21 protein-coding genes and 1 pseudogene are annotated in these 25,188 nt (G+C 38.8%); 10 read left to right on the top strand and 12 right to left on the bottom strand.

The window, feature by feature from the left end:
• Positions 1-611: 611 nt before the first annotated feature.
• Positions 612-2,195, top strand: a complete 1,584-nt coding sequence (locus FTU06_RS01620; protein WP_180088382.1) for an ATP-binding cassette domain-containing protein — start codon at positions 612-614, stop codon at positions 2,193-2,195.
• Between the two features lie 491 nt (positions 2,196-2,686).
• Here the strand turns inward: FTU06_RS01620 and FTU06_RS01615 are convergent, their stop codons facing one another.
• The 3 genes from FTU06_RS01615 to FTU06_RS01605 form a co-directional block, all read right to left on the bottom strand.
• Positions 2,687-3,856, bottom strand: a complete 1,170-nt coding sequence (locus FTU06_RS01615; protein WP_180048929.1) for an acyl-CoA desaturase — start codon at positions 3,854-3,856, stop codon at positions 2,687-2,689.
• Positions 3,857-3,891: 35 nt separating this feature from the next.
• Positions 3,892-4,911, bottom strand: coding sequence for a flavin reductase family protein (locus FTU06_RS01610; protein WP_180144498.1), 1,020 nt, complete (start codon positions 4,909-4,911; stop codon positions 3,892-3,894).
• Between the two features lie 291 nt (positions 4,912-5,202).
• The gene (locus FTU06_RS01605) at positions 5,203-6,318 is read right to left on the bottom strand and encodes an S-(hydroxymethyl)glutathione dehydrogenase/class III alcohol dehydrogenase (protein WP_078193885.1); all 1,116 of its coding nucleotides are present in this window, start codon (positions 6,316-6,318) and stop codon (positions 5,203-5,205) included.
• 125 nt (positions 6,319-6,443) lie between these two features.
• Between FTU06_RS01605 and FTU06_RS01600 the strand changes: the two genes are divergently transcribed.
• A complete protein-coding gene (locus FTU06_RS01600) occupies positions 6,444-8,000 on the top strand; it encodes a phospholipase D family protein (protein WP_180144496.1) in 1,557 nt (518 codons plus the stop codon).
• A gap of 92 nt (positions 8,001-8,092) precedes the next feature.
• On the opposite strand, the pseudogene FTU06_RS17040 reads toward FTU06_RS01600, so the two are convergent.
• Positions 8,093-8,765: pseudogene (locus FTU06_RS17040) on the bottom strand (class I SAM-dependent methyltransferase).
• 137 nt (positions 8,766-8,902) lie between these two features.
• Between FTU06_RS17040 and FTU06_RS01590 the strand changes: the two are divergent.
• Positions 8,903-9,340, top strand: coding sequence for a hypothetical protein (locus tag FTU06_RS01590; protein WP_180144493.1), 438 nt, complete (start codon positions 8,903-8,905; stop codon positions 9,338-9,340).
• Positions 9,341-9,442: 102 nt separating this feature from the next.
• On the opposite strand, the gene FTU06_RS01585 is transcribed toward FTU06_RS01590, so the two are convergent.
• Positions 9,443-10,051 (bottom strand): uracil-DNA glycosylase family protein, encoded by a 609-nt coding sequence (locus FTU06_RS01585; protein WP_180011442.1) that lies wholly within the window; start codon positions 10,049-10,051, stop codon positions 9,443-9,445.
• Between the two features lie 38 nt (positions 10,052-10,089).
• The gene (locus FTU06_RS01580) at positions 10,090-10,806 is read right to left on the bottom strand and encodes an SGNH/GDSL hydrolase family protein (protein WP_180011440.1); all 717 of its coding nucleotides are present in this window, start codon (positions 10,804-10,806) and stop codon (positions 10,090-10,092) included.
• Positions 10,807-11,034: 228 nt separating this feature from the next.
• Here FTU06_RS01580 and FTU06_RS01575 point away from each other — a divergent pair, with 228 nt between their 5' ends.
• Positions 11,035-12,399 (top strand): alpha/beta hydrolase-fold protein, encoded by a 1,365-nt coding sequence (locus FTU06_RS01575; protein WP_180144490.1) that lies wholly within the window; start codon positions 11,035-11,037, stop codon positions 12,397-12,399.
• Between the two features lie 64 nt (positions 12,400-12,463).
• On the opposite strand, the gene FTU06_RS01570 is transcribed toward FTU06_RS01575, so the two are convergent.
• The 5 genes from FTU06_RS01570 to FTU06_RS01550 all read right to left on the bottom strand — a co-directional run bounded on the left by FTU06_RS01570 (position 12,464) and on the right by FTU06_RS01550 (position 17,737).
• Positions 12,464-13,510, bottom strand: a complete 1,047-nt coding sequence (locus FTU06_RS01570) for a fatty acid desaturase (protein WP_180144487.1) — start codon at positions 13,508-13,510, stop codon at positions 12,464-12,466.
• Positions 13,511-13,805: 295 nt separating this feature from the next.
• The gene (locus FTU06_RS01565; protein ID WP_078190968.1) at positions 13,806-14,549 is read right to left on the bottom strand and encodes an SDR family oxidoreductase; all 744 of its coding nucleotides are present in this window, start codon (positions 14,547-14,549) and stop codon (positions 13,806-13,808) included.
• A 19-nt stretch (positions 14,550-14,568) separates the two neighbouring features.
• Entirely contained in the window at positions 14,569-15,267 is a 699-nt protein-coding gene (locus FTU06_RS01560; protein WP_111884351.1) for a histidine phosphatase family protein, read from the bottom strand.
• Positions 15,264-16,385: a phosphotransferase family protein gene (locus tag FTU06_RS01555; protein WP_180144484.1), complete on the bottom strand. Its 1,122-nt coding sequence runs from the start codon at positions 16,383-16,385 to the stop codon at positions 15,264-15,266. The genes FTU06_RS01560 and FTU06_RS01555 overlap by 4 nt, the downstream gene beginning before the upstream one ends.
• A 110-nt stretch (positions 16,386-16,495) precedes the next feature.
• Complete coding sequence (locus FTU06_RS01550) at positions 16,496-17,737, bottom strand: acyl-CoA dehydrogenase family protein (protein ID WP_180007790.1); 1,242 nt, start codon at positions 17,735-17,737, stop codon at positions 16,496-16,498.
• 93 nt (positions 17,738-17,830) lie between these two features.
• Here FTU06_RS01550 and FTU06_RS01545 point away from each other — a divergent pair, with 93 nt between their 5' ends.
• The 5 genes from FTU06_RS01545 (at position 17,831) to FTU06_RS01525 (ending at position 22,255) form a co-directional block, all read left to right on the top strand.
• Positions 17,831-18,748 carry a LysR family transcriptional regulator gene (locus FTU06_RS01545; RefSeq protein WP_180007789.1) on the top strand — a complete coding sequence of 306 codons (918 nt, stop codon included), beginning with the start codon at positions 17,831-17,833 and terminating at the stop codon, positions 18,746-18,748.
• 216 nt (positions 18,749-18,964) lie between these two features.
• Positions 18,965-19,519: a thermonuclease family protein gene (locus FTU06_RS01540; RefSeq protein WP_078190973.1), complete on the top strand. Its 555-nt coding sequence runs from the start codon at positions 18,965-18,967 to the stop codon at positions 19,517-19,519.
• A gap of 139 nt (positions 19,520-19,658) precedes the next feature.
• Positions 19,659-20,435, top strand: coding sequence for a DUF805 domain-containing protein (locus FTU06_RS01535; protein ID WP_180144481.1), 777 nt, complete (start codon positions 19,659-19,661; stop codon positions 20,433-20,435).
• Between the two features lie 190 nt (positions 20,436-20,625).
• Positions 20,626-21,072 carry a MarR family winged helix-turn-helix transcriptional regulator gene (locus FTU06_RS01530; protein ID WP_180088405.1) on the top strand — a complete coding sequence of 149 codons (447 nt, stop codon included), beginning with the start codon at positions 20,626-20,628 and terminating at the stop codon, positions 21,070-21,072.
• Positions 21,056-22,255, top strand: coding sequence for an MFS transporter (locus FTU06_RS01525; protein WP_373684679.1), 1,200 nt, complete (start codon positions 21,056-21,058; stop codon positions 22,253-22,255). The genes FTU06_RS01530 and FTU06_RS01525 overlap by 17 nt, the downstream gene beginning before the upstream one ends.
• 7 nt (positions 22,256-22,262) lie before the next feature.
• On the opposite strand, the gene FTU06_RS01520 is transcribed toward FTU06_RS01525, so the two are convergent.
• Positions 22,263-23,249 (bottom strand): GlxA family transcriptional regulator, encoded by a 987-nt coding sequence (locus tag FTU06_RS01520; RefSeq protein WP_180088409.1) that lies wholly within the window; start codon positions 23,247-23,249, stop codon positions 22,263-22,265.
• Between the two features lie 122 nt (positions 23,250-23,371).
• Here FTU06_RS01520 and FTU06_RS01515 point away from each other — a divergent pair, with 122 nt between their 5' ends.
• Positions 23,372-25,159, top strand: coding sequence for an acyl-CoA dehydrogenase (locus FTU06_RS01515; protein WP_180114004.1), 1,788 nt, complete (start codon positions 23,372-23,374; stop codon positions 25,157-25,159).
• The last annotated feature ends 29 nt before the right edge of the window (positions 25,160-25,188 follow it).

Genomic DNA, 25,188 nt, shown 5'->3' with positions numbered 1-25,188 from the left:
GACTGACTAAAGTAAAACCAATAACCGTTGCTAAAATATGAATTATTTACTGTAAACATGAGATTTCTCCAAAAATATTATAAAAATCAAGACATAAAAAAACCTGATCAGGGTTGCCGATCAGGTATAAACTTGGTGGGCAACCTTTTTCATGCCCGAACGCGTTCAGGCAATTATCTAAACTGCCAAAAGTAATAATATGCGTTTAAGATTAAAGGTTGCTTTAACATCTTGATTTCATCAAAAAGTATCTGTCTGAAAATTAAAATACGCTGTATTCATCGGTTTGACAATAGTTTTTTGCTATTTTGTTGTATTAAATAACTCTACTGTCAATTACTGCGACCTATTTTTAAAATTTGATGTATTGATTAATAAATAAACATTTATTAGACTGCACAACATTAGGCTGTTTAAAGCTTTTTTCCACTTATTTTTAATTCGAGTATTTGCCAATGAAGTAAGCCCTGTTTTTTTCATCATCAAATCCATTTTTTTGATGTGCAAACACATGGCTAATGACTTCGACTGCATTTTCTCAAATATTGTCTTTTTTATAGAATAAAATTAGTTATTTGTATTGCGCATCTTTGCTATCGCAAGGTGCATCTATGACTCAAACAACTTGTACAATTTCCAAACTAAGCTTGGAATTTCCTTCTAAAACACTTTTTAAAAACCTGAAATTTAACCTCAATCAACAACAGCTTTCGGCATGTATTGGTCGCAATGGTTTAGGAAAGTCCTGCATCCTTAAAATTTTACATCAGCAAAATCTGAAAGATCTCCCATACGAAGGGGAAATTTCATGGAATGTACCACATGCCTATTTATCACAATTTACTCGACTAGAAGCTGACACGATTGCTTCTGCACTCGGTGTGGAAAATTTATATGACGCATTTCAACGTATCGAAATAGGCAATGCCAGTTTTGAAGACTTTGAGCTGACTGAAAACCAGTGGCACCTTCCTACACTTTGGCAGCAACAACTTAAGCAGGCGTCACTTCCAACAGATTTAAATTTTCCAGTCGCTCAGCTGAGTGAAGGTCAAAAAACCAAATTGGCTTTGTGTGCATTATTTTTAAAAACTGACCATTATTTACTTTTGGATGAACCTAGTAACCATTTAGATGTATCTTCACGTTTATGGCTCATCGATCGTTTAAAAAACCATCCTGCGGGTGCATTCGTCGTCAGTCATGATCGAGAGTTGCTGCAACATGTAGAGCATATCTACGCTTTAAATGAGTTTGGAGTCACGCATGTTACTTGTAACTATGAAGAATACATTCAAAAAAATGATCTGCAAAATAAAGCCTTACAGCGTAATGCTATGCAGCATCAGCGTGAGTTAAAACAACTCAAATTACAACAACACGAAACACAAATGAAAGCACAAAAACGAGAACAACAAGGTCATGCACTACGCAAGTCAGACTCCCAAGCTAAAGTTTTACTCGATTTTAAAAAAGAGCAAGCCGGTCAAAGCCTCGCGACAGTTCAAACGCAACAGCAGAAGCAATTGGAAGAAAAGAGAACCCAACTGCTTCAATCACAGCAACAACTTGAGCATATCAAAGAGCAGCAATTTGTTTTTCAACATCGCACTGAAAAAACAGGAGAAATCTTAAGAGTTAAAGATTTTCATAGCAAAACATCTCAGCACCTACCTTTCGACTTGGCCTTACAAGCAGGTGACAAAATTCATTTAAAAGGAAAAAATGGTATTGGTAAATCTACATTTCTAAAGTATCTGAGTCAGACCACATCACAGTCTAGCCATGAAATATTTTTGTCTGTGAATACCCTGTATTTAGACCAAAACTTGAGTGATTTATCACCTGAACTGAGTGTTTTGGACAATCTAGCAAAGTTTAATCGTGATGTTTCCTCAACGGAATGGCGTAATCAACTTGGTCAACTTAGAATCCGTGGTCAAAAAGCGGAACTGCCATTTCACTGTTTAAGTGGTGGTGAACGTTTAAAAGTGACCTTGTTAGGCTTAAATTATTTAACGCCAAATATAGAGCTTTTATTGTTAGATGAACCTGAAAATCACTTAGATATAGAATCTAGAGCGTTATTGGCTCAAGCCATTCAGCATTATACAGGTGCGGTGATCCTCGTTTCACATGATGCTTATTTTGTAGAATCTTGTGGCATTCAGAGTAGCGTCCAATTAGTTGAATAGCTCTTACTCTTTAGAAAGATCTAAAAAAGCCAAAGTAGATGAACGCTACTTTGGCGAATTTACTGCTTTAGAAATCGTTCTTATTTAACTGATATTACGCACGTAAAAGTAATTTCGCATTTTTAAAATGCTTTTTCAGTCTATTCGACGGAGTCTTACATCTAGGGTTTAGATAAAGAGATTAGCCTTCGGCTGGAGGTACTCTTACGAAACGATGTTTCTCATTAGGCAAAATGAGAAGCAAAGCTTCGCAAGGAAACCATCTTGCGGTGCAATGCACCTCACCGACTAAACTCGTTCACTAGCGTCAAATTATTCAAAGTATCGCAAAAACATTTTTGATGAGAAGTAGTCCTGTCTCAAACAGTTGCGGATGACATTACCGTGTATCGTTCTTTTATTTGAATCAAATTACGTTTCTGATGTTAATACGTAGCTTCAGCTTCTAATTTAAGATCTCTTAGGACAATATTGCTAAACAATACTGTGTTTTAACGCCCGATTTTCTTCATGATTTTTTGTTTAACATGCTGTTGAAGTGATGCTGAACGTTCCTTGATTTCGGCTCTCCAGTCATTCGGCACTGAGCATTTCGCGAGGCGAACCCAAACGCTTGCAAATTGTTTGATAAAACTGGCTTCGTTATAGTGAATACCATATTCGTCACAAAGTGCTTTAATTTTAGGTGCGGCTTCTGCATAGCGATTCGCAGGCATATCTGGAAATAAATGGTGTTCAATTTGGTGACTCAAATTACCACTGAGTATATGCAACCATTGTGTTCCACTAAAATTACTTGAGCCACGAATTTGACGGAGATACCACTCTGCTCGAGTTTCGTTTTCGGTATTGTCCATTTCGAAGTTTTCCGCATCTTCAGTAAAATGGCCATTAAAGATGACAGCGGAAGCCCATAAGCTACGAATCACGTTGGCTACAGCATTTCCTGCAAAGACAGGAATCGCATTGGGACCTGCAATAAGCGGAAAAAACACATAATCTTTAATCACTTGGCGCTTAATTTTCTGACGTACATCAGCCGCTTCATGCCATACATCTTTCCAAGTTTTGGTTTTATACGCAATAACATCTTCTAAATGTAAACGTTGAATGCCGACATACCACTCAAAGAAAACCATGAGTTGAGCAGCCAGTGGAATATTAAATAGGAAGCGTGGCTCCCACTTTTGCGATTCGCTCACACGGATCAAACCATAACCGACATCATGGTCCATACCCACAATATTGGTATAGGTATGATGCACATAGTTATGGGTATATTTCCAGTCTTGACCCGTGGCAATAGTATCCCAGTCATAGTTAGCACCATTTAAACTCGGGTCATTTAACCAATCAAACTGACCATGCATCACATTGTGTCCGAGTTCCATGTTCTCTACGATTTTAGAAATACCCAATAAGCCTGTGCCGAGTAACCACACTGGTGGAATCCAGCCTGCAAACATCAACATGCCACGAGATGCGATCTCGCTATAACGGACAAAATTGCGAATTTTATAAATATACGCTGCATCTTTTTCACCCACACTCTGGATGATTTCACGGCGAATTTGCTCAACTTTTTCGCCAAATTCAGCAGTTTGTTCGGGTGATAAATAACGTGACTTACTATTCGGACTAATATATATCGATTGATTCATGATGACGCCCCTGATTTGTTTTTATGCGGCTTGGGTTAGAGTTGAATGCGTACGGGTGAAATTGCCTGAGAGACACATAACTTGATTTGTGTGTTATTCGCATGATCCATTTCGCCAGTGAGTAAGTTTTTCACTGAACCCTGTAATTTGGTACACGAACAGGTATTACAAATACCCATCCGACAGCCATGCGCAGGTTTTAAACCGGCTTTTTCAGCACTTTCCAGTAAATTTCCCTCTGCCAAAAAATCTTGCTGGGCTAAACTAAAAGTAACAGGTTGAGCAGGCACTGAATCATCAGCAATCATCTGAAAATATTCAGTATTTAAATATTCTGAAAGCTTGAATTCACGATACAATTGCTCAATGCTTTGCATCATTTGCGTTGCACCACAGGCATAGCAATCTCGCAGCTTAAAATCAGGAACCATGTGATTTAGCACCTCTGGTGAGATATGCAATTTGGTTTTCAGCGTATTAATCGCATGTAAATGTACATGGTTAGATTGCTTCGCTAGTTGAATCAATTCATCCAAATAAGCATCATCTCGATTGAAGTAAATCAGGTCAACTGTACGTCCAAGCTGAATGGCTTGTTTAAACAAAGCCATGATTGAGGTAATACCACTCCCTGAAGCAAGCAGTAAAATTGGGCGATCCGAATTTAGCTTTAGGCCAAACTCACCTTGCGGTTGCGATAATTCAACAACATCACCTGTTTTTAATTGCGTCAGGCAATTGGACACTTTGCCTTGCTGTTTAACTGCAATCACCACATGACCAGATGTATTAATTTCGACGACGCTATAGCTACGTTGATGACGTACACCATCTTTGACAACTGTCACCAGAACACATTGGCCTGGTCGATAATTTGCTGCCTTAAAATTGTGATTCGCTAAAAAACTCAGTTCATAAAACCCGATCCCCACACAACGTGATTTGACCAATTGTGCTTTTACACGTTTGTAGGCCCAAATTGCATCAAATTTCTCTCCGATAAAATCAATAAAATCTTCCCGAATCCACTCAGGCTTGTAACTTGTAGTTGTCATTTTTTGCCTCGGATAATGCATTAATATACATTTGTTTTTAAATTATGCTTACCTTAAGTTTAGTGCTAATTTCCCACCATGTGAATTCGGGACAAAATCTATCATTTGGCATTTTTTATCATTTTATGTCTAACAATCTGTCACTTTTTGCAAATCCTAATTTGAAGTTTTGATTTGTTATACCAACATAAATAAAAAAACTAGGCCAAAGCCTAGTTTTTAAAACAGTGAAAATAAACGTATTAATATTTAAATGATTAGTCGTTTAATCAATAATATTTAAATCAATGTTTAATCTTCAAAATGTACAACAGAGCGAATTGATTTACCTTCATGCATTAAATCAAAAGCTTCATTGATTTTATCTAGCCCCATGGTATGGGTCACGAATGGTTCAAGTTTGATCTCGCCTGACATGGCTTCTTCTACCATACCCGGTAATTGTGAACGACCTTTAACACCACCGAAAGCAGTGCCTTTCCAAGTACGACCTGTAACCAATTGGAATGGACGGGTTGAAATTTCTTGACCTGCACCTGCCACACCAATAATCACAGATTGCCCCCAACCACGGTGAGCACATTCCAAAGCAGAGCGCATCACATTGGTATTGCCAATACATTCAAATGAATGGTCGACGCCCCAACCCGTCATTTCTACAATCACTTCTTGAACTGGACGATCATAATCTTTTGGATTAACAAAATCTGTAGCGCCAAATTCTTCAGCCAGTTTGAATTTGTCAGGATTGGTATCTACGGCAATGATACGACCTGCTTTAGCTTTTTTAGCACCTTGTACCACAGCCAAACCAATTCCACCTAAACCAAAGACTGCAACTGAATCACCTTCCTGAACTTTAGCGGTATTTTTAACTGCACCTAAACCTGTTGTTACGCCGCAACCCAACAAACACACATGCTCATGGTTCGCTTCAGGGTTAATTTTTGCCAAAGAAACTTCTGCAACCACAGTATATTCAGAGAATGTTGAACAGCCCATATAGTGATAAATCGGCTGACCATTGTAAGAAAAACGTGTTGTGCCATCAGGCATTAAACCTTTCCCTTGTGTTGCTCGTACAGATACACAAAGATTTGTTTTACCCGATTTACAGAATAAACATTCACCACATTCTGCGGTATAAAGCGGAATTACATGATCACCCGGTTGCACTGAAGTCACACCTTCACCGACTTCAACCACAACACCTGCACCTTCATGCCCTAAAATTGCTGGAAATACGCCTTCAGGATCATCACCCGACAATGTAAATGCATCTGTATGACACACACCTGTATGGCTAATTTTGACTAAAACCTCACCTGCTTTAGGTGGTGCCACATCAATTTCAACAATTTCTAAAGGCTGACCCGGTCCAAAAGCAACGGCTGCACGTGATTTCATGTCTAAAAACATCCTGTATGGCTTATATTAACAGATGAGTTACAGTAACCTCTTTTTAAGCCTAGATACAACCTTAAAACATGATGTTATGATGAATTTTTCAAGGAATGATTAATGCTATTCGAATGATACAATTACGTGAAATAAGTTGTACTGTCGGTTTAACTGTTTCGATCAGCCTATTAACTGGATGCAGCTTACCTAGCAATCAGTCAAAAAAAGATGTCCCTATACAATCACATGCAGAAAAATGGATTACGTCTGCTACGGATTTAGAAAAATTAGAACAAAAACAAACGGCTTATTTAGCATTAGATGATGCCTTCTTAAGCATTGCTTCTCGCCTACATTTGATTCGAAATGCAAAATACACCATCGATTTGCAATATTATATTTGGGAAAATGATGCTATTGGGCATCTGATGTTTCAAGAATTACTGCATGCCGCTGACCGTGGGGTAAAAGTCAGGCTACTAATTGATGATCAAAACGGGACGAAACTCGATCCGACCTTACAATCCCTTTCAGCTCATCCCAACATTTCAATCAAACTGTTTAATCCCTATAAATTCAGAAAATTACGTGTCATTGATTATGCATTTCGCTTAAAGCATATTAACCATCGTATGCATAATAAATTAATTGTTGCCGATGGTTTTATAGGCGTAACTGGTGGTCGTAACATCAGTAATGAATATTTTGATGCCAGTGAAAGTTTTCAATTTACAGATTTGGATATCCTTTTCTATGGGGAAGCCATTCAACAAGCCAATCAAGTGTTTTTGAACTTTTGGAATGATGATTTAAGTTATTCTGTTCAGCAATGGATTGGTGCAGGTACAAAAGAAGACTTAAATCAATTAAGACAAACGTACCAAGAAAACTCTACAACGTTGACTAAAGATCAACAGCGCATTAACTATGCACAGCAACAACTGGCGGCTCAGCTTAAACTAAGACCGGTGAATTGGGCCGAAGCACATTTCATTGCGGATAGTCCGAATAAAATTCGTGGTGAGGCTAAAGAGCAAGAATTAATTTATAACCAATTTTCGACCTTGATGGGACAGCCCAAGGAACGCATGGAATTGGTTTCAGCTTATTTTGTTCCCACGCAACAAGGAACTGACTTTCTAACGGGTCTTGCAGGTAAAAATGTAGAAGTCCGTGTGTTAACCAATTCATTTTTAGCCAATGACGTCGCTGTCGTTCATGCGTTTTATCAAAAATATCGCAAAGACTTACTCGAAAATGGCGTGAAACTATATGAATTTAAACCTTATATAGAGCGTTCAAAACGCACATGGTATGAGGTCATAACTGGAAATATCATCCCTGCAAAAGGCAAAAATGCCTCTAGTTTGCATGCAAAATTTTTCGATATCGACGGAATGGTGTTTATTGGATCATTTAACTTTGATCCACGTTCCGCAAATTTAAATTCGGAAGTTGGCCTTGTCGTTAAGTCTGATCGATTACAAAATGATATTTCTGCCGCATTAAACCAGTATTTACCGCAAATTGCATATGAATTAAAACTAGATAAAAATGGCGAAATCATTTGGTTAGAGCATCAAAAAAATGGAACAATCAAAACCTATACTCATGAACCAGAAACAACACGATTCCAAAGATTTAGCATAAAAGCAGTGTCATACCTCCCGATTGAATGGATGATGTAATGACAACGTACTGCTAAATGATTGAATTGCCCTCGTCGAGGCTATTTATTGAAATAATCTGATAAGTTCGATCAAGTCAAAAACGGTCTTAGTCAGTCTCGTTCATATGAGTGCTGGCTTTTGAAAACAACCAAGCCATTGATTTCGCCAAGAAATTCCACTTGCCCATATTTGGCTGCTTTCAGCGCGGCTAAATGTTCCTCAACTGACATATACAACTCATGATTTTGCTGTGCATGTGGTGCATATAAATGATCACATAAAAAATACACGCCTTGTGTATTTAACAATGTTTTTACAGTCCGATGAAACTCTGCTGCATACGCCTTATGTCTCAATTCATGTAAGGCCTGATGAATAATAATCAAATCAAAGGTGCTTTTCTCATTGAAATGAAGAGGTTATTCCCAATTAGATTGTTTGAAATCCCCTGTTATAAAATTACATTTTAAGAGTTGTTCTGCACTTAGTTTTTCTTTTGCCAAGTCATGCATAGCTTCGGAAAAATCAAATGCTGTGTAATCTATATTTGGACAATGATTGATTAAAAATTCAGCAAAATAGCCTAGACCTGAACCGAGTTCAAGCACGTGCGCATTCGGGTTGAAAGCCAAAATAGAGTCGACATACATTTGAAAGATGTCATAACGCCACGGACGTTTAAGATTGACTTCAGTCAGCAGCCCATTGTTTAGCTTCGATTGGATCTTTTAAGTCTATGGGGCTGTGCACATCATTTATGTGAATATTATTTTCGCAATTCATTTTCTTAGACTTAATTTAGATAGATTGAATGCTATTTATACATAAAATATCTCAATAAAAGCAAAGGTTTTACTCACACTTGATGATGCTTTAACATCCACCTCTTATTTTGTTTTATTTCCTCCTAAAGTTTTCTAATGCAATTTTTTGATTTAAGCCGCCAATTTAATTTAAGTGATATTTTAACGCCTTTTACGACACTTCCTGAACTTGGTCATCAAGAATGGTTTTTGTCGAAAGTTCGGGTTGAGCATGACTGCTTATCTGACAATGACATGATTGAAGGCCAAGCTGTGCTTAAATCTAATCACAATATCCAAATTGAGTTGGAATGGTTAATCCAAGATACAGGTCATGAATTACAGCTTTTATTTAAAGGCATTGAAACTGCAGCTAGCGAAGAAACTTTGGTGATCGTGAAAGGCGCACAAATTTTAAATGATGCAAACAAAAAAGTTTCATCTCAGACACTGAGTTTATGGATCGATGGTACTTTACTACCTATGCTGCCGAATATTCGCAAAGAAATTAAAGCGCGTTTAAACCTTTGGGATTATGTTGAATATGATGGCTAAGGAGTTGATGTTTATCCATAAGATGCCACGTGTTGAGTATTGAATGTTGCCTGTTTAAATGAGACATATATTTCAAGGTATCTCACAATAACGTAAACTTCCCTAAAGTAAGCCTATATCTTTAAATAAGCTTTGATAGGCCTCAGCTTTTTTTTCCAGTGCCAGTGGATAAGCCCTAGATGATGATGGCATGCGGTATAAAGTCAAATCTCTGCCTGCAAATTCGGTACGAACAGCATGCCCAATGTGTGGTTTTTCAGTATTTTCTGGCATCGAGAGCATCAAAGTATCAGTCGCCTTGTCTCCCGTCGTCATAATACTGTGGCAATTCGGCATTTTTTGAAGCAGCTTCGCAATATCGGTTGGCTGATGGAGCTGTAAAAACTTGTCTGATGCATTTCCTTTCAAACGAATCACTTGATAGGCCGTATCAAAAATGCCTATGCCTTTTTGATTTAAAAAATCTCGAATGCGCTGTTCTTTAAAAGTCTTGCTATCTAGATTGAGAAAATGATTTTTATCCTGAAAAAAACATAGGCCAAAGATTTTCCACATGTCATTTTGGAAATTTGGATAGTAAAAATCCATTTTCCAGCGTGTTTTGGGTGGCGGAAAACTCCCTAGCATCAAGAGTTTCCCATTTGATGGCAAAAATGGCGCTAAAGGATGCGTTTCGATTTGCGGATTTGCGTCGGAAATGTCTTTGCTCATGTAGATTTAACTTCGCCCAGTGTTTGAATCATTATTGTCTATGAAAATTCTTCAGTGATGTGTTTCGCTATTATTTCAGCCCATAACTGATAAATTTCTTTACTCGGGTGAAAGCCGTCTTTGGCCATTTGTAAATTTTTCTCACGATAATCGTGTAAATCGTATTGAATTAACCGCATATTCGCTTGAGTATTAACATAATTTTTTAACAGCGCATTCATCTTCTTTGAATATTGTCCAAACAGCCATGACAATGGAAACGGTAAAGCTGGAAACTCATCCATTGGTGGCACACCTGAAATAATCAATAGCTGTGGATGAAACTTTTCCTCAACAGCTTGATATAAGCGCTGCTGGAGCTTCAACCATTGGTCTGGCTGTTTTAAAGCTGTGACATCATTGACACCAACAGAGCTGATCACGACATTAAAGTTCTGCGTAGTGACATTGTCCAAAGCATTGATGATTTGCTGGCTGTTATGTCCCGTTGTGGCTTCAAGGCAATAGTGAACTTGATAATCAGGCGATAAAATTTTAAGTAATTGTCCCAATAACGCATCCGACTGATGCTCGACGCCGACACCTGCTGCTGCTGAATCACCTAGTATTAATAGCGATAATGGCCGATTACCCTGACCAATCATTCCACAGCGCTCTCCCACCGGTTCTGCTAAACGTGGGGTATTTTTTTTCACACGGTAACCTTGGATCAGTAATGCAGGTAACAGCAGCAGTGTTGATACTTTGAGTAGCATAATATTTGGGTAATGAATTAAAGCTTGTCGACTGCATTATTTTAATTATTTTAAAAAACAAAGCATTGACTCTATTGTTATTTTTCTACATTTTCTTTTTTTAAAAGCACCATTCTGCGGCATATTGCTAGTTTTTTATATTAATAATGATTATCATTTATCTGATTTCATTCTACCTATTTTATTATTTCAATGAAAAAACTTTCCCTACTTTTTTTTGCTTGTTCTATGAGCTTTGCTGTTTCTTCTGCTTTTGCCCAAACTCAAAACTTACCCGCTTTAACCGATACAACAGAAAAAAAACATTTCCCTTATGCTGCTGCATGTGAAGATGTCAAAGCGCAAAGCCAAATATTATTAAACCTACAACATCAGTTAAATCAAAATCCAAAACAACATGCTCAAATTCTTGAAGATTTTTGGAAGCGTGTAGAGCTTATAGGTACACCAATCATTGAAAACTATGATGAAAAACATGACCGTATAATTTTTTTATGGAAAGGTGCGCAGCATAATGTACGCCTTATTGGTGGGCCGAGTAATGACCATGAATGGTTAACACGTCTACCAAATACCGATATTTGGTTTAAAGAATCGATTATTGATCATCGTTATATTGGCAGTTATAGCTTTGCTGTCGACTTACCGAACTTAGAAGGTTATCTGTCAAATTATTGTCCGCATCTGAATCCTAAACTTAAAGAATCAAGAACGCAGCGTCGTGCTGTGATACAAGTACAACGCATCGATCCTTTCAACAAAAACACTTATCTCGCAAGTGATGACACATCAGGTTTACGTAATGAAAATTTTGCGGCGCTTAAAGATGCCCCGCCATTTATTGATCCAAAACAATATCCAAATGTAAAACAACCCCAATTACAAGAGTTTGTTCTACACAGCAAAATTTTGAATAACTCACGTAAAATCCAAATTTACCAATCTAAAGCTAAGAAAAATCAAAGCTATATCACCGCTATATTTTTTGATGGTCAGCATTATAACGAGTTGCTGAATGTTCCAAAGGCATTAGATATATTAGTTGAGCAAGGTCAGTTACCGCCAATTCAAGCCATTTTTGTTTCTCCACCGAACGATCAGGAACGACCGAAAGAATTAACACCAAATACTAAATTTTCAGCATTTTTTAGTGATGAACTGATGCCTTGGATTCAAAAAAATGCACCTGCAAAAGTCGATTCGAAGAAAACGGTACTACTTGGGTCAAGTCTTGGCGGTTTAAGTTCAGCTTATTTAGCCTTAGAAAATCCAAATCAAATTAGTCATGTCGTACCGTTATCTGGATCATTTTGGTGGCAAAATGCGCCGACAGACCTCCCTAATGGCATGAGTAAAATCATTCGTGATAAAACCTCACAACCTAAACAGAATTGGTTTATTACTGCCAATAGTTATGAAAGCTCTCGAAATAATAATGAACTGAGTATTTTAGAGACTTCGCCTATTGTTGCAGCCGACTTAAAAAATAAAGGTCATGATGTGCATTACCAATCATATATCGGCGGACATTCCTACGCGGTATGGCAAGTTGCCTTGCAAGATGCGCTCAAGCATTTTTTTGCACACAAGTAATTTATAAACGTTTAGATCATAAAAAAGCCCTCAATTGAGGGCTTTTTTTGAAGCTAGTACTGATTTAATTCCAGCGATTTATGCGTTTAAAGGTTCCAAAATCATTGAAACGTACACCAACCTCACGCATGACTTGGTGTGCAGTTTTTGCGGTTAGATGACGAATATAAAACGGCTCTTTGACCACAAAATGGTGGATGGCATGGGTCGAACCAAAGTTAAAGCAAAATAATTGCATTGGGAACAACCACCACGGATTTAACACCTGAGTTTGTTTAATGACATCGCGTGGGTCAATATCACCATAATAATGCATATTTGAGCTGATAAATTGTAAGCAGAAAGAACGTATAAAGTTCGGAATAATCCAAATCACAGCTAAAAAATTAATCGTTGGAATTAACTTTACTAAATTAACTGACCAACTAATACTTTGTCCTAACATTGGAGCAATACCATTCACCACATGATAAATGACAAATACATACCAAATGCCGTAATAAACAAAACTTAAAGGGAAAAATCCAGTCAATTGAGAGAACAATGCCGTTTTACGTTCTTTTTCAGGTTGTTTTTCAATGAATTGTCCTATCATTTTAAACATTTGAAATGGGCGCAAATACACCGTCATCAATTGATCGCTAATGACCAATATACGACGTAAACCCCACGGCATGCCATTACTGATGCCCCGTTCTTCCAAATCGTATTCTGAACCTGAATATTTATGGTGGTTGAGATGCAAACGACGACGTGCCCAAGGACTAATGGTATTGGGACGTGCTAACCACACCAAAGCCAACATGAGATGGTGAGCCCACGGCGTCTTTTTAAAATACATATAATGAATCAGGTCATGTTCTAATTCATGTGTCAGTGAAGCAAACATCGCCACCAAAATCACACAAGCCCATGCCGGTAAAATGCCAACGGCAAACGCCCAAGCTGAACCCAACATTCCCAGTAGCGCAAAAATAAGGATGGAAGCGCCAATAAAGTTTTGATGTTTTAAAATGGGATACTGTTGACGTAAGTCTTCACCAGCTTTCGTTACGACAGTTCTGACTTTGTTAATTCGCTGTTGATCTGTCATATCGGAAGACATAGACATAATACAAACCTAAAAATTAATGAACAGTTGTACATTAAAGCAAATTAAAAAAAAGGAAATCGCTATTTTGAGAACAAATCATCGTCTGTTCAAATATTCAACATTTTATTTATTTTCAATATCTTATTTATAAATAATCTGAGTATTTACTCCATTTTTTCTTTGCAAAATCGGCTGCTTTTACTGTCTTTTCATCACAGGTTTGATGTATTCCTTTTTTAACCTACAGAGGATGACGAATATCACTTGAGAATAAAAAAGCCCCAAAATTGGAGCTTTATTATTGAATAAAGGTTTAACCCAATTTATTCACGATCTTCAATGGCAATACTTTCATCGCAAGACCTAAAGGCAACCACGGCCATTGTGGTACATAAGCTTTAACCGGTGCTTTCTCAATAGCTTTTGCTAAAAGATGTGAACCAGTTTTTTCATCGACTTCAAATGGCAGTTTTTTCGCACCTTCATTGATCTCTGTACGAATATAACCAGGGAAAATAGTCGTCACTTTAATTGGGGTATCAATCAGCTCTGCACGAATGCCTTCAGCTAGAGCAGCAACACCTGCTTTACTTGCACCATAAGCCGTTAAATGTTTAGGCATGCCGCGCATAGCACTCATTGAAGAAATCACCACCAAATGCCCTGCATTTTGGCTACGGAAAATTTCAACTGCAGCTTCGCATTGCGCCAAAGCAGAGATAAAGTTAGTTTCAACTGTCGCACGGTTAATTTCAAAATTACCTTTACCAATACGACGACCTTCACCGACACCTGCGTTGACAATAACACGGTCAATACTGCCAAAATCTGCTTTAAAGGCACGGAACACTTCAAACACTTGATCATAATTTGTGACATCGAGGGTTTTCGCAATCACTTTGATGCCATATTGGCTTTCCAATTCCTGTTTTAGTGTTTCTAGACGCTCTAAACGACGTGCACAAATGGCCAAGTTGTAGCCTTTTTGTGCAAACTCGCGTGCCATTCCTGCACCAATTCCCGAGCTTGCACCTGTAATTAAAATTGTTTTAGCCATGATAATTCCTTTGTTTACCTTAGATCCAAGTCAATAAATTTGGATCAACTGCTTTTATAAAATGGTGTTCATTTAAACTGAGTAGTTGCGGTTCATTTCCAACCAAACGCAGTGTTGTCATACTGGTATTGGCAATGGCCCAATTGAGTGCAAATGTTTTTTCAGGACTCAGCCCTAATATTTTACCTACGGCAACCGAGATCACTCCACCTGAACTAAAAACAACGGCATAACGTGGTTTGGTTTCAGCCAGTTGAGTGCATAACTTTTCTAGCGCTGTTTCGACTCGATTTTTAAAATGTGGCCAAGATTCATCGTATTCATGATGAAATTCTCCGCCTGTCCAACGCTCAATGGCACCTTCAAAAATTTTGGATAAATAAGCACGCGGGTTTTCATGCTTAGATACATCTTCTTTTAATAAATGCGGCTGGTTAAATCGAGGTTCATACTGAGCAAAAACTTGCTGATGATTAAATTCATTCCATGCGTTATCTGTATCAACTTGTGCTTCTGGAAAGCATTCAGCCAATGCAAGATTGGCTGTTTGTTGATGACGTTGCATGGAGCCTGCAACTACATAAGGACTTTCTTTTAAAATACGGTCGAAATACTGTCCCAGCACCTTAGCCTGTAGCTCGCCGTTGGGAGAAAGCTTGTCATAGCTTTCTGCACCAAAAGAAGCCTGACCGTGCCGAATTAAATATATCGTGGTCATTTCCCTAAAATATCCTTCATTTTTTCAATATATTTTTGTGCCACGTCATTGGCTTCAAGTTTTTGCAAACCAATAAGTTTTAAGGCACGAATATGTAAAGCATGGATCACAATCCAAAAATCTTTGAATGCCGGATTATTGGTTTGCTTGTGGTAAAAGCGATAATAAATTTGCTGTGCAATCACGGCTAAACGGAAAATGCCGAACACTTCATAAAAGGTCCAATTGTCCGTTTGCAGACCAGTTTTTTCTAAGTAATATTCAACGACTTCCTTACGGCTAAACATGCCTTTCAAGTTAGTCGGCTGACGGCGTGTCGCTTTAAAAATTGCGTTATCGCCACTTTCAACCCAATACGCCAAAGCTGATCCTAAGTCCATCAGTGGATCACCCAGTGTTGCCATTTCCCAATCCAATACGCCAATCACTTGGGTTGGATCATGTGGATCTAAAATCACATTATCAAAACGCCAATCGTTATGAATCACACAGGTTTTAGAGTCAGCAGGAATATTGTCTTTGAGCCAATTACGGACATATTTAAAAGAAGGAACATTTAAGGTTTTGGCTTTTTCATAACGTGCGTCCCAACCTTCAACCTGACGACGACAGTATCCGTCGCCCTTACCTATTTTTTCTAAAGTTGTGCCTTCATAAGGCACTTGATGCAGTTCAATTAATTTGTCGATGACGTTGGTACATAACGCTCGAACTTGAGTTTCATCAAAATTGATTTCTTTGGGTAAGTTTGCACGTGGAATGATACCTTCTACGCGCTTCATCACGTAGAAATCACAGCCAATCACTGATTCGTCCTGACATAGTGCCACCATTTCAGGGAGCACAGGATAAAATTCAGATAATGCCTTCTGTACATTATATTCACGTGCCATATCATGTGCAGACTTGGCTTTGGTGCCTTTCGGTGGACGACGTAAAATTAAATCAGCATTGTCGTATTTTAAGCGATAAGTCCAATTTGATGCACCGCCTGAATATTGAGTGACTTCTACAGGCCCTTCTATTTCAACGCCATGTTCAATCAACCAATTTCCTACAGCACGTACATCCAGTTCTTCACCCTCACGAACTGAACCGCCTACATCGATCACTGACATGCTTTTCTTCCTAAATTTGAATCTATCATGATGATAAAAATATAATTTTCTATAGTTTTATAGCATGGACAACTCGGGGTTGCCATGCCAAATATGTGACTACAACTTGTTTATTTTTTACGACGGCTGCTATAACCGCGCTTCGCCAATTCTAATTTTGCAATCATGCCTTTATGCACTTCATCAGGGCCATCAGCTAGACGCAGTGAACGTGCTTGCGCAAAGAAACCTGTGAGCGGTGTATCTCTAGAAACCCCAGCACCGCCGTGGATTTGAATCGCCATATCGACAACTTTTTCTAAGACACTTGGCGCAACCACTTTAATTGCCGAAATCTCGGTTAATGCAGCCATATTCCCTAGAGTATCCATTTTATATGCTGCATATAGGGTCAGTAAACGTGCTTGATCGATCGCAACACGTGCTTCTGCTACGCGTTCTAAATTGCCACCGAGTTTTAAAATTTCTTTACCAAACGCAGTTCGGCTCATACCGCGGTCAATCATCAGTTCTAGTGATTTCTCAGCAGCACCAATACAACGCATACAGTGATGAATACGGCCTGGGCCTAAACGACCTTGTGCAATTTCAAAACCTTGACCTGCTCCGCCAATGAAATTTGCAACAGGAACACGAACATTTGTGAAGCTAATTTCACCATGTCCATGTGGTGCATCGTAGTCACCAAATACTGGAAGCATACGTTCGATTTTTACACCCGCCGTATCGACAGGAACTAAAACCATTGAATGCTGATGGTGACGGTCTTTGCTTTCATCAGGTGTATGCGCCATAAAGATAATGATTTTGGCATTTGGATCACCTAAACCTGAAGACCACCATTTACGGCCATTCAACACAATTTCGTCGCCTTCAACGACAGCCGTAGCTTCCATATTGGTGGCATCACTTGAAGCAACTGCAGGTTCCGTCATACAAAACACCGAACGGATTTTTCCGTCTAGTAATGGTGTTAACCACTGCTGCTTTTGTTGTTCCGTGCCATAGCGCCAAATCACTTCCATATTGCCGCTGTCAGGTGCATTGCAATTGAATACCGTAGGTGCAAGTAAGCTACGGCCTGAAAGTTCTGCGATGTGTGCATATTCTTGTACAGATAAGCCTTGCCCAAGTTCAGGACAAGGTAAAAACATATTCCATAAGCCCTCAGCTTTGGCTTTATCCTTTAAAACCTCTAACTGTGCCGGCCATTGCCATTTGGTCCAATCACCACCTTGGTTCAACTCATGAACTTCTGCCCAAAACTCAGTTTCTACAGGCTCAATTTCATCTTTAATAAATTTTTTTGTTCTTTCAATATAATCTTGTGCACGTGCTGAAAGTTCAAACATGACAACATCCTTTAAATATTATGTTCTTTACGCTTTACAACACCATAACCTGAAATCTAATATGAACAAAATGATTTAATTCAATAGATGAACATGAATAGTATTCATAAAAATACCGTCATCGATATGGGTGTGTTTCACCGTATGGATATCAATTTATATCCACTGTATATCGCAATTTATGAACAAAAAAGCATTTCAAAAGCTGCGCAAATTTTGTGTATCACTCAGTCTGCAGCGAGTCATGCACTTCAACGTTTAAGACAACATTTACAAGATGACTTATTTGTACGTGCTGGGGCAAAAATGCTCCCGACTCCATTTGCTGAACAGATTTATCCCGTAATTAAAAATGCGCTTATTGCGATTCAAAGTATTTCTATCCAAAAACAACAATTTACTCCTTCAATGGTACAGAGCTTAAAAATTGCGGTACATGATGAAATTGAACCGATTATTTTTCCCAAGTTAGTTGAACACTTTCAACAGCAACAGTTTCAAATCCAATTTTCCAGTATTAAATTAGACCGCAAAACCATTGTGGCTGACCTTGCTGCACAGCAAATTGATTTTGCGATTGACCTAGAGCAAAACTTTGGTGAAAAGATTAATTTTCAAACCTTGGTTGAAGACCAATTCGTGGTTTGTAGTCAACATCCTAAGATGGATGAGTCTATTTATCTTTCTGCACCACACATTGGGGTTTCTTCACGACGTGCAGGTGTATTAGTTGAAGATATTTATTTAAATCGTAAAAAACACTCTAGAGAGATTTTTTTACGCTGTCAGCATTACTCTACAGCGTTACAAATTTTGGCACAGCAACCTAAGGCAATATTGACGATTCCACAAAATATTTTGACGCACTTACAGGTTGCTCCCGAACTGAATATTTTTGATGTACCTGTAGACTTGCCGAAAATTAAATTAGGGATGTATTGGCATAATGATTTGGAATTAAATTCACGGCATGTTTTTTTGCGAAGCGAAATTTCTAAAATATTTGCTTAGGCTATTTTTAATGGGACACCACTTTACTTAGGCTATTTGCATGTATTTAGATAGAGTTTTGCGTGATGAAACTTGCTGTATATTTATAGATCAAATGCTGATTATTTAAGGTATTTTTAACTGACCGTCGGTTTATTCGACAGCCATATATCATGAGTTCTTATAAAATCTAAACTCCTGTTTTTATGCGATATGACCTCGTTCATATCATTGTGTATGCTTTCAAATCTCTCCGCGAATTGGCTCATGGCTTTAGGTGCAGTACTGTGCCTGATCACAGTCTATGTTCTTTATAAAGTCACCATTTTCTTAAAGGATTTTTTCCAACCTTTTAAGAAAGGAAAATCTTACCTCTGTCGTGTATCCGATATTAGTGATGGCGATACCCTCACCTGCTATCGGATGAATCTGAGACGTTCTAAAACCAAACTTCGCTTTGCTTATGTGGATGCGCCAGAATCGACACAAGCCTACGGTAAAGAGTCAGCCCGCCTGATCAAATCCATGGTTTACAAGAAATTTGTCCGTGTAAAAATCACTGATGTAGACCGTTATGGCCGCTGCGTTGGGGTCATTTATCGCTATCGTAAATGCATGAATGAAGAGATGGTAAAACGTGGGGCTGCATGGGTGTACGAAGAATACATCCGTGACCAAAAGCATTTGAACTATATGATGAATTTACAAAGCAAAGCACGTAAACAAAAGAAAGGTTTGTGGAAAGCCAGTCGTCCAATGCGCCCTAAAGAGTATCGTAAATTACATAAATAACAGACCACAGTGCAGCATGGCTAAGGAATATTTGATGACTTAGCCATGTCTAATATTTGACCTTTTTTTACTTCGCTATACAATAATGCTGCCCTTTTGGGCATAGAAAATAAATTAGATAATTAAAATTGGAATAATAATGACTGAACTTACTTCAAGCGAATTGAATCCGTTTCAACAAGATCAAAATATTCAGCCTCAAATTCAAAAAGCCGATCATCCCCTGTCTCCTGAAGGACGTTTTGGCCGCCTGTCTTATTTAGCGTGGTTATTTATCATTAGTATGATTTATACCTGCCTATTAGGCATCAGCGTCGCGCTGGGACTTTTTGCATTTTTCAATTCAGCAGAACGTAGTATTGAAGCACTTTTTAATTCATTCTTAGGACTCAGTGCGATCGCTCTGATTGTCGTTTCCATCGTTGCAATGTTTGTCGCAATGATCTGCATTACGATTCGTCGTTTACATGATCTAAATAAAAGTGGTTGGCTCTGTTTAATTTTTCTCATCCCACTCGTCGGTACCATCTTTAGCATTTATGTGATGGCTGCAAAAGGCACCGAAGGTGAAAATAAATTTGGTATTAAGCGTCCAACGGAACAAACAGAGAAAGTTATTGGGTCATTGTATCTAATCCTGATGATTGTTTATTTATTGGTCATGATCCCATTGATGTTCAATATGCAAAGTATGATGAGCAATTTAGAACAAGCGCAATTACAAGAACAAGCAATGATGTCTGAAGGTGAACCTGAAGAATTAACAGATGAACAACTTGCGGCTTATTTAGAGCAAGCTGAATCAGAAGGTGAAGAACTTGCTTATGCAGATGGTGAAAGTGTAGAAATTTCAGAAAATGCAGACAGTTCAGCGGAAGATGCTGCAATTGCAGCTGCAGAAGCTTCTGTAGAATAAACACGTATTGTTTAAGGTATCAATTCAATGATATACATTGAACGATAAGCTTTAAATGAAATGCTATGCAAGAAAACCTGTGTGCGCACAGGTTTTTTTATACCTGTTTTTTATGCTTTGAGTTGTTCACTTGAATTCAAAATAAATTAGGCGTACAGTTGCGATAATTTAGTTACCCTAGTTAACTATCATGAATACCTCATTAGGTTTCCGCTCTTCACTTCTGCGCTGTGCGCGTCTCATAAGTGATGAAATCAACACGATTTTATTGCCCTATCAATTGAACTATTCGCTTTGGCAAGTCATGTTTGTCATCCGTGAAAAAACCGCTTGTACATCTATTGAAATGGCTGAATATTTAAACGTATCCAAGCCATCCATCACTAAGCGTGTCAAAATTCTTGCGCAGATGGATATTTTGAGTCATGTACAAACTAACGATAAACGTCAAAAGAAAATGATGCTCAGCGAGACTGGACGTGAGTTATTTCAGCAATGTGCAAAAGACATAGATGCCTTTGAGCAGCGCCTGATCGCGCCATTAGCAAGCCAAGATATCCAACACTCCATTCAAATTTTACACCGTGTCATGCAAGAACTTGAACAAAACACTGTAGGTGATGATCATGCAAGATAACGCACCACTTTGGACTCGAAATTTTATTTTAGTCAGCGCCATTAACTTCCAATTGGTTTTAACCTTTTATCTCTTGGTTGTGGTGATCGTGGGCTATGCGGTGGCTGAATTGGGTGCGACTACAGCCCAAGCAGGTTTAGTTTCAGGCTTGTTCATTGTCGGCACATTGGTCGGGCGTTTATTGGTAGGCAATTTCCTAGAACGCTTTGGACGTAAAACGACACTGATCGTTGGTTTAATTGGCTTTTTAATTTTTTCTGGTTTTTACTTCATTCAGTCTGGCGTCGGCATGTTGCTCTTCATACGCTTTATGCATGGCTTTATGATGGGTATTGCATCAACAGTGCTGGGTACCTTAATTGCCCAAATCTTACCAGCGACACGTCGCGGTGAAGGCATTGGCTACTACAGCATGAGTAGTACTTTAGGTACAGCTATTGGGCCATTTCTTGCCATTTGGATGATGTTACACATTGGTTATCACGCGATTTTTATCGTTTCTACGATTATCGCATTGAGCTGCCTATTGGTTGCCTTGCTGATTCAAGTGCCCGATTTACCCAAAATCAATAAACCCCTCGATACTGTTGAAGCTGTCAAAAAACCGAGTTGGATTGCTCAATTTGTAGAACCTAAAGCATTACCGATATCATTCATCATGCTTTTCGCTTCAATCTGCTACTCAGGTGTTTTATCTTTCATTAACTTCTATGCCAAAGAAATCAATTTGGTTGAAACAGCCTCGTTTTTCTTTTTGATGTATGCCATTGCGATTTTAATTTCTCGCCCATTTACTGGCCCTTTGATGGATCGTAAAGGTGAAAATATTGTGATCTACCCTGCTTTTGTGATTATGGGCGTAGCATTGGTACTGCTCAGCATCACTCAGAGTTCATGGATGCTTTTACTTTGTGCCGGCTTACTTGGACTCGGTTATGGCAATATTCAGTCGGTCTGCCAAACAGTTGCCGTGAAAAGTGCACCGCTTGAACGTATGGGCTTTGCCACTTCGACTTTCTTTATCTTTTTGGATGCAGGCTTAGGCTTTGGACCATACTTTATCGGTAAATTGCTCGACCATATTGGTTACTCACAATTGTATTTGTATAGCGCATTTGCTGCCTTTGCATGTATGGGTGCCTACTACATTTTACATGGTCGTTATACCGTTCGAACCGCTTAAACTATAACTAAACATCAAATCGTCGGCTGAAACGTCGACGATATTCTAAGGGGCTCAGCCCCGTTTTTTTTTGAAATAACCGTCGAAATGAGCTTGGGTCACTATAGCCAACATCTCGTATAATCAGATCTAAAGCATGTCCCGTTTCTTCTAAACGCTTTCGTGCAGCTTCAATCCGTATCGATTGTAAGTATTGATTCGGTGGAATATCCAAAGCCGCTTTAAAATGTCGAATCAATGTCCTCGTTGTCACATTAAACTGCGCTGCAAGTTCATCTAAGACAATATTTTCATGATAATGCTGTTCTAACCAATCTTGAACTTTTTGCACCAAACCATCCTGATGCGGTTTAGATATTTTCAATAATGAATAGGACAACTGACTATCACGACGATAATCCAATACAAATGATTTTGCCGTATGGATTGCCGTTTCAAAACCATAAAAACGTTCTATTAGGTGTAGTCCCAAATCAAACCATGCTAAGCCGCCGCCTGCACAATAGATATTTTGATCATGGCTAATCAGCTGATCTGCATTCAGTTTCACCAAAGGATAGCGTTCACGAAACATTTGCTGAAAGCCCCAATGCGTCGTTGCCTGCTTACCATCTAAAAGCCCTGCTTCTGCCAGAAAAAAATTACCCGTACAATTTCCTGCGATCAGTCCGCTCTGCAATTGCCGAGTTTTTAATAACTCGATTAGTGCTGAATTTTGCGCTAAAACATCTAAAATCGCCGCGCCTATCGTTGGAACAATAATGATATCTGCATCTGTTATTTCAGAAAATGCTAAATCTGCATAAAGCTTGATGCCATTGATACATTGCACAGCTTGACCATGTTGTGAGGCAATTTTGACCTGAAATAGCCGCTGCACATTTTGTTTTTGGATCCGGTTCCAACTGACCCCCGCCATTGCAAATAAATCAATGACCCCAGTAATCGCGGAAGCTAAAGCGCCATCAAATGCTAAAATTATGATTTTCTTCATTTAAAGTTCAAATTATCAAAATGTCATTTTTGACTTATTAAGTGTCATTATTGACAATTCTATATCTAAAAATCAACTGCTAGGCTTAAGCCATAAAATTCGACCCGATTAGAGATTGATCAATGGCGCAGTTAATCAATGACAAAGATTTAAATTTTTTGCTATTTGACGTGTTTAAAGCGCAAGACTTAACGCATTACCCACGTTTTGCTGAGCATGATGCTGAAACCTTCAAAAGCATCCTAGAAACTGCACAAGGTATTGCTCAAGACTTTTTTGCACCCCATAACGCAACAGCCGATCAAAATGAACCAACCTTTGATGGTCAACAGGTTAATACCATTGCTGAAGTCAAAACGGCATGGAAGCAATTTGCAGATGCCGGCTTGCTTTGTGCGCAGCATGATTATGATGCAGGCGGTATGCAACTTCCGACTTTGATCAACATGGCTGCAAATGCTTATTTCATGTCAGCAAATCCTTCATCAGTGGCTTATTCATTTTTAACCGCTGCGGCTGCAAATGTAATTCAAGCTTTCGGTACGACTGAACAAAAAGATAGGTTTGTACCGCATATGTTCAGTGGTCGCTTTGCTGGAACGATGGCCATGACTGAACCTGATGTGGGTTCATCTTTGGGTGATTTGACCACAAAAGCCATACCACAAGCCGATGGTACTTACCTTATCAAAGGCCAAAAGATGTTTATTTCAGGGGGTGACCAAGACATCACTGAAAATATCGTGCATTTGGTCCTTGCTCGCATCCAAGATGCACCTCAGGGCGTGAAAGGTATATCGCTGTTTATTGTTCCGAAGTTTAAAACCCTAAGCGATGGTTCACTTGCAGATGCCAATGACGTACAACTGGCTGGCTTATTGCATAAAATGGGCTACCGAGGTACAACATCGACAGTACTGAGCTTTGGTGAAAAAGATCAATGTACTGGCTATCTGATTGGTGAAGCAGGTGCTGGTCTTAAATATATGTTTAAGATGATGAATGAAGCACGAGTCGGTGTCGGCTTAGGTGCAGCCATGATTGGATACCGTGGCTATTTAGAGTCACTCGAATATGCCAAAAACCGTCCACAAGGTCGCTTAGTATCAGATAAAAATCCTACCTCAAAACCTGTCAATATTATTCAACATACAGATGTTAAACGGATGCTTTTGGCACAAAAATCCTATGTGGAAGGCGCACTCGCATTATGCCTATTTGCTGCACGATTAATTGATGAACATCAAGCCGCTAACAATGAAGACAGCGCGTTGTTATTAGATTTGATTATCCCTGTCGTCAAATCATTCCCTTCCGCCTATGGACCAAAAGCCAATGATTTAGCCATCCAAGTTTTAGGTGGTGCGGGCTATACCCGTGAGTATCCGCTTGAACAATACTATCGCGACAACCGCTTAAATCCGATCCATGAAGGCACATTTGGCATTCAGTCTTTGGATTTGTTGGGTCGTAAGCTTTGGCAGCACAACAGTAAAGGTTTGATGCTGTTATTACAACGTATGCAAAATACAATTGATCAAGCTCAACATCCAAAAACTCAGGCGCTTGCAGCAATTTTTTCAGCGCATTTAAACACGGTGAAGAAAACCACACAAAGTTTGGGACAAGTCCTCGCCCAAGGTCGTGTCGATCAGGCACTGGGTAATTCTGCCTTGTATCTAGACATGATGGGCAAAGTCATCATTTCATGGCTATGGCTTGAAATGGCTAATCAAGCTCTTGTGAAATTTGAACATTCAGATTTAGCTGAAGATCAACAATTCTTAGCCGGTAAATTACAAGCCGCGCAATATTTTATCCGCTGGGAATTACCTGAAATAGAGCACCAAGCCAAGTTATTGCTAGAACTTGATGATACTTGCCTCAACATGCAAGAAAGTTGGTTCTAGCCACCCGTTTAGCTCAGTCCTCAATGGGC

Source organism: Acinetobacter sp. YH12052 (genome assembly GCF_013419835.1).
Lineage (GTDB): Bacteria > Pseudomonadota > Gammaproteobacteria > Pseudomonadales > Moraxellaceae > Acinetobacter > Acinetobacter amyesii.
The sequence above is the reverse complement of the archived record's forward strand: the minus strand, read 5'-3'. Positions and strand labels throughout refer to the sequence as shown.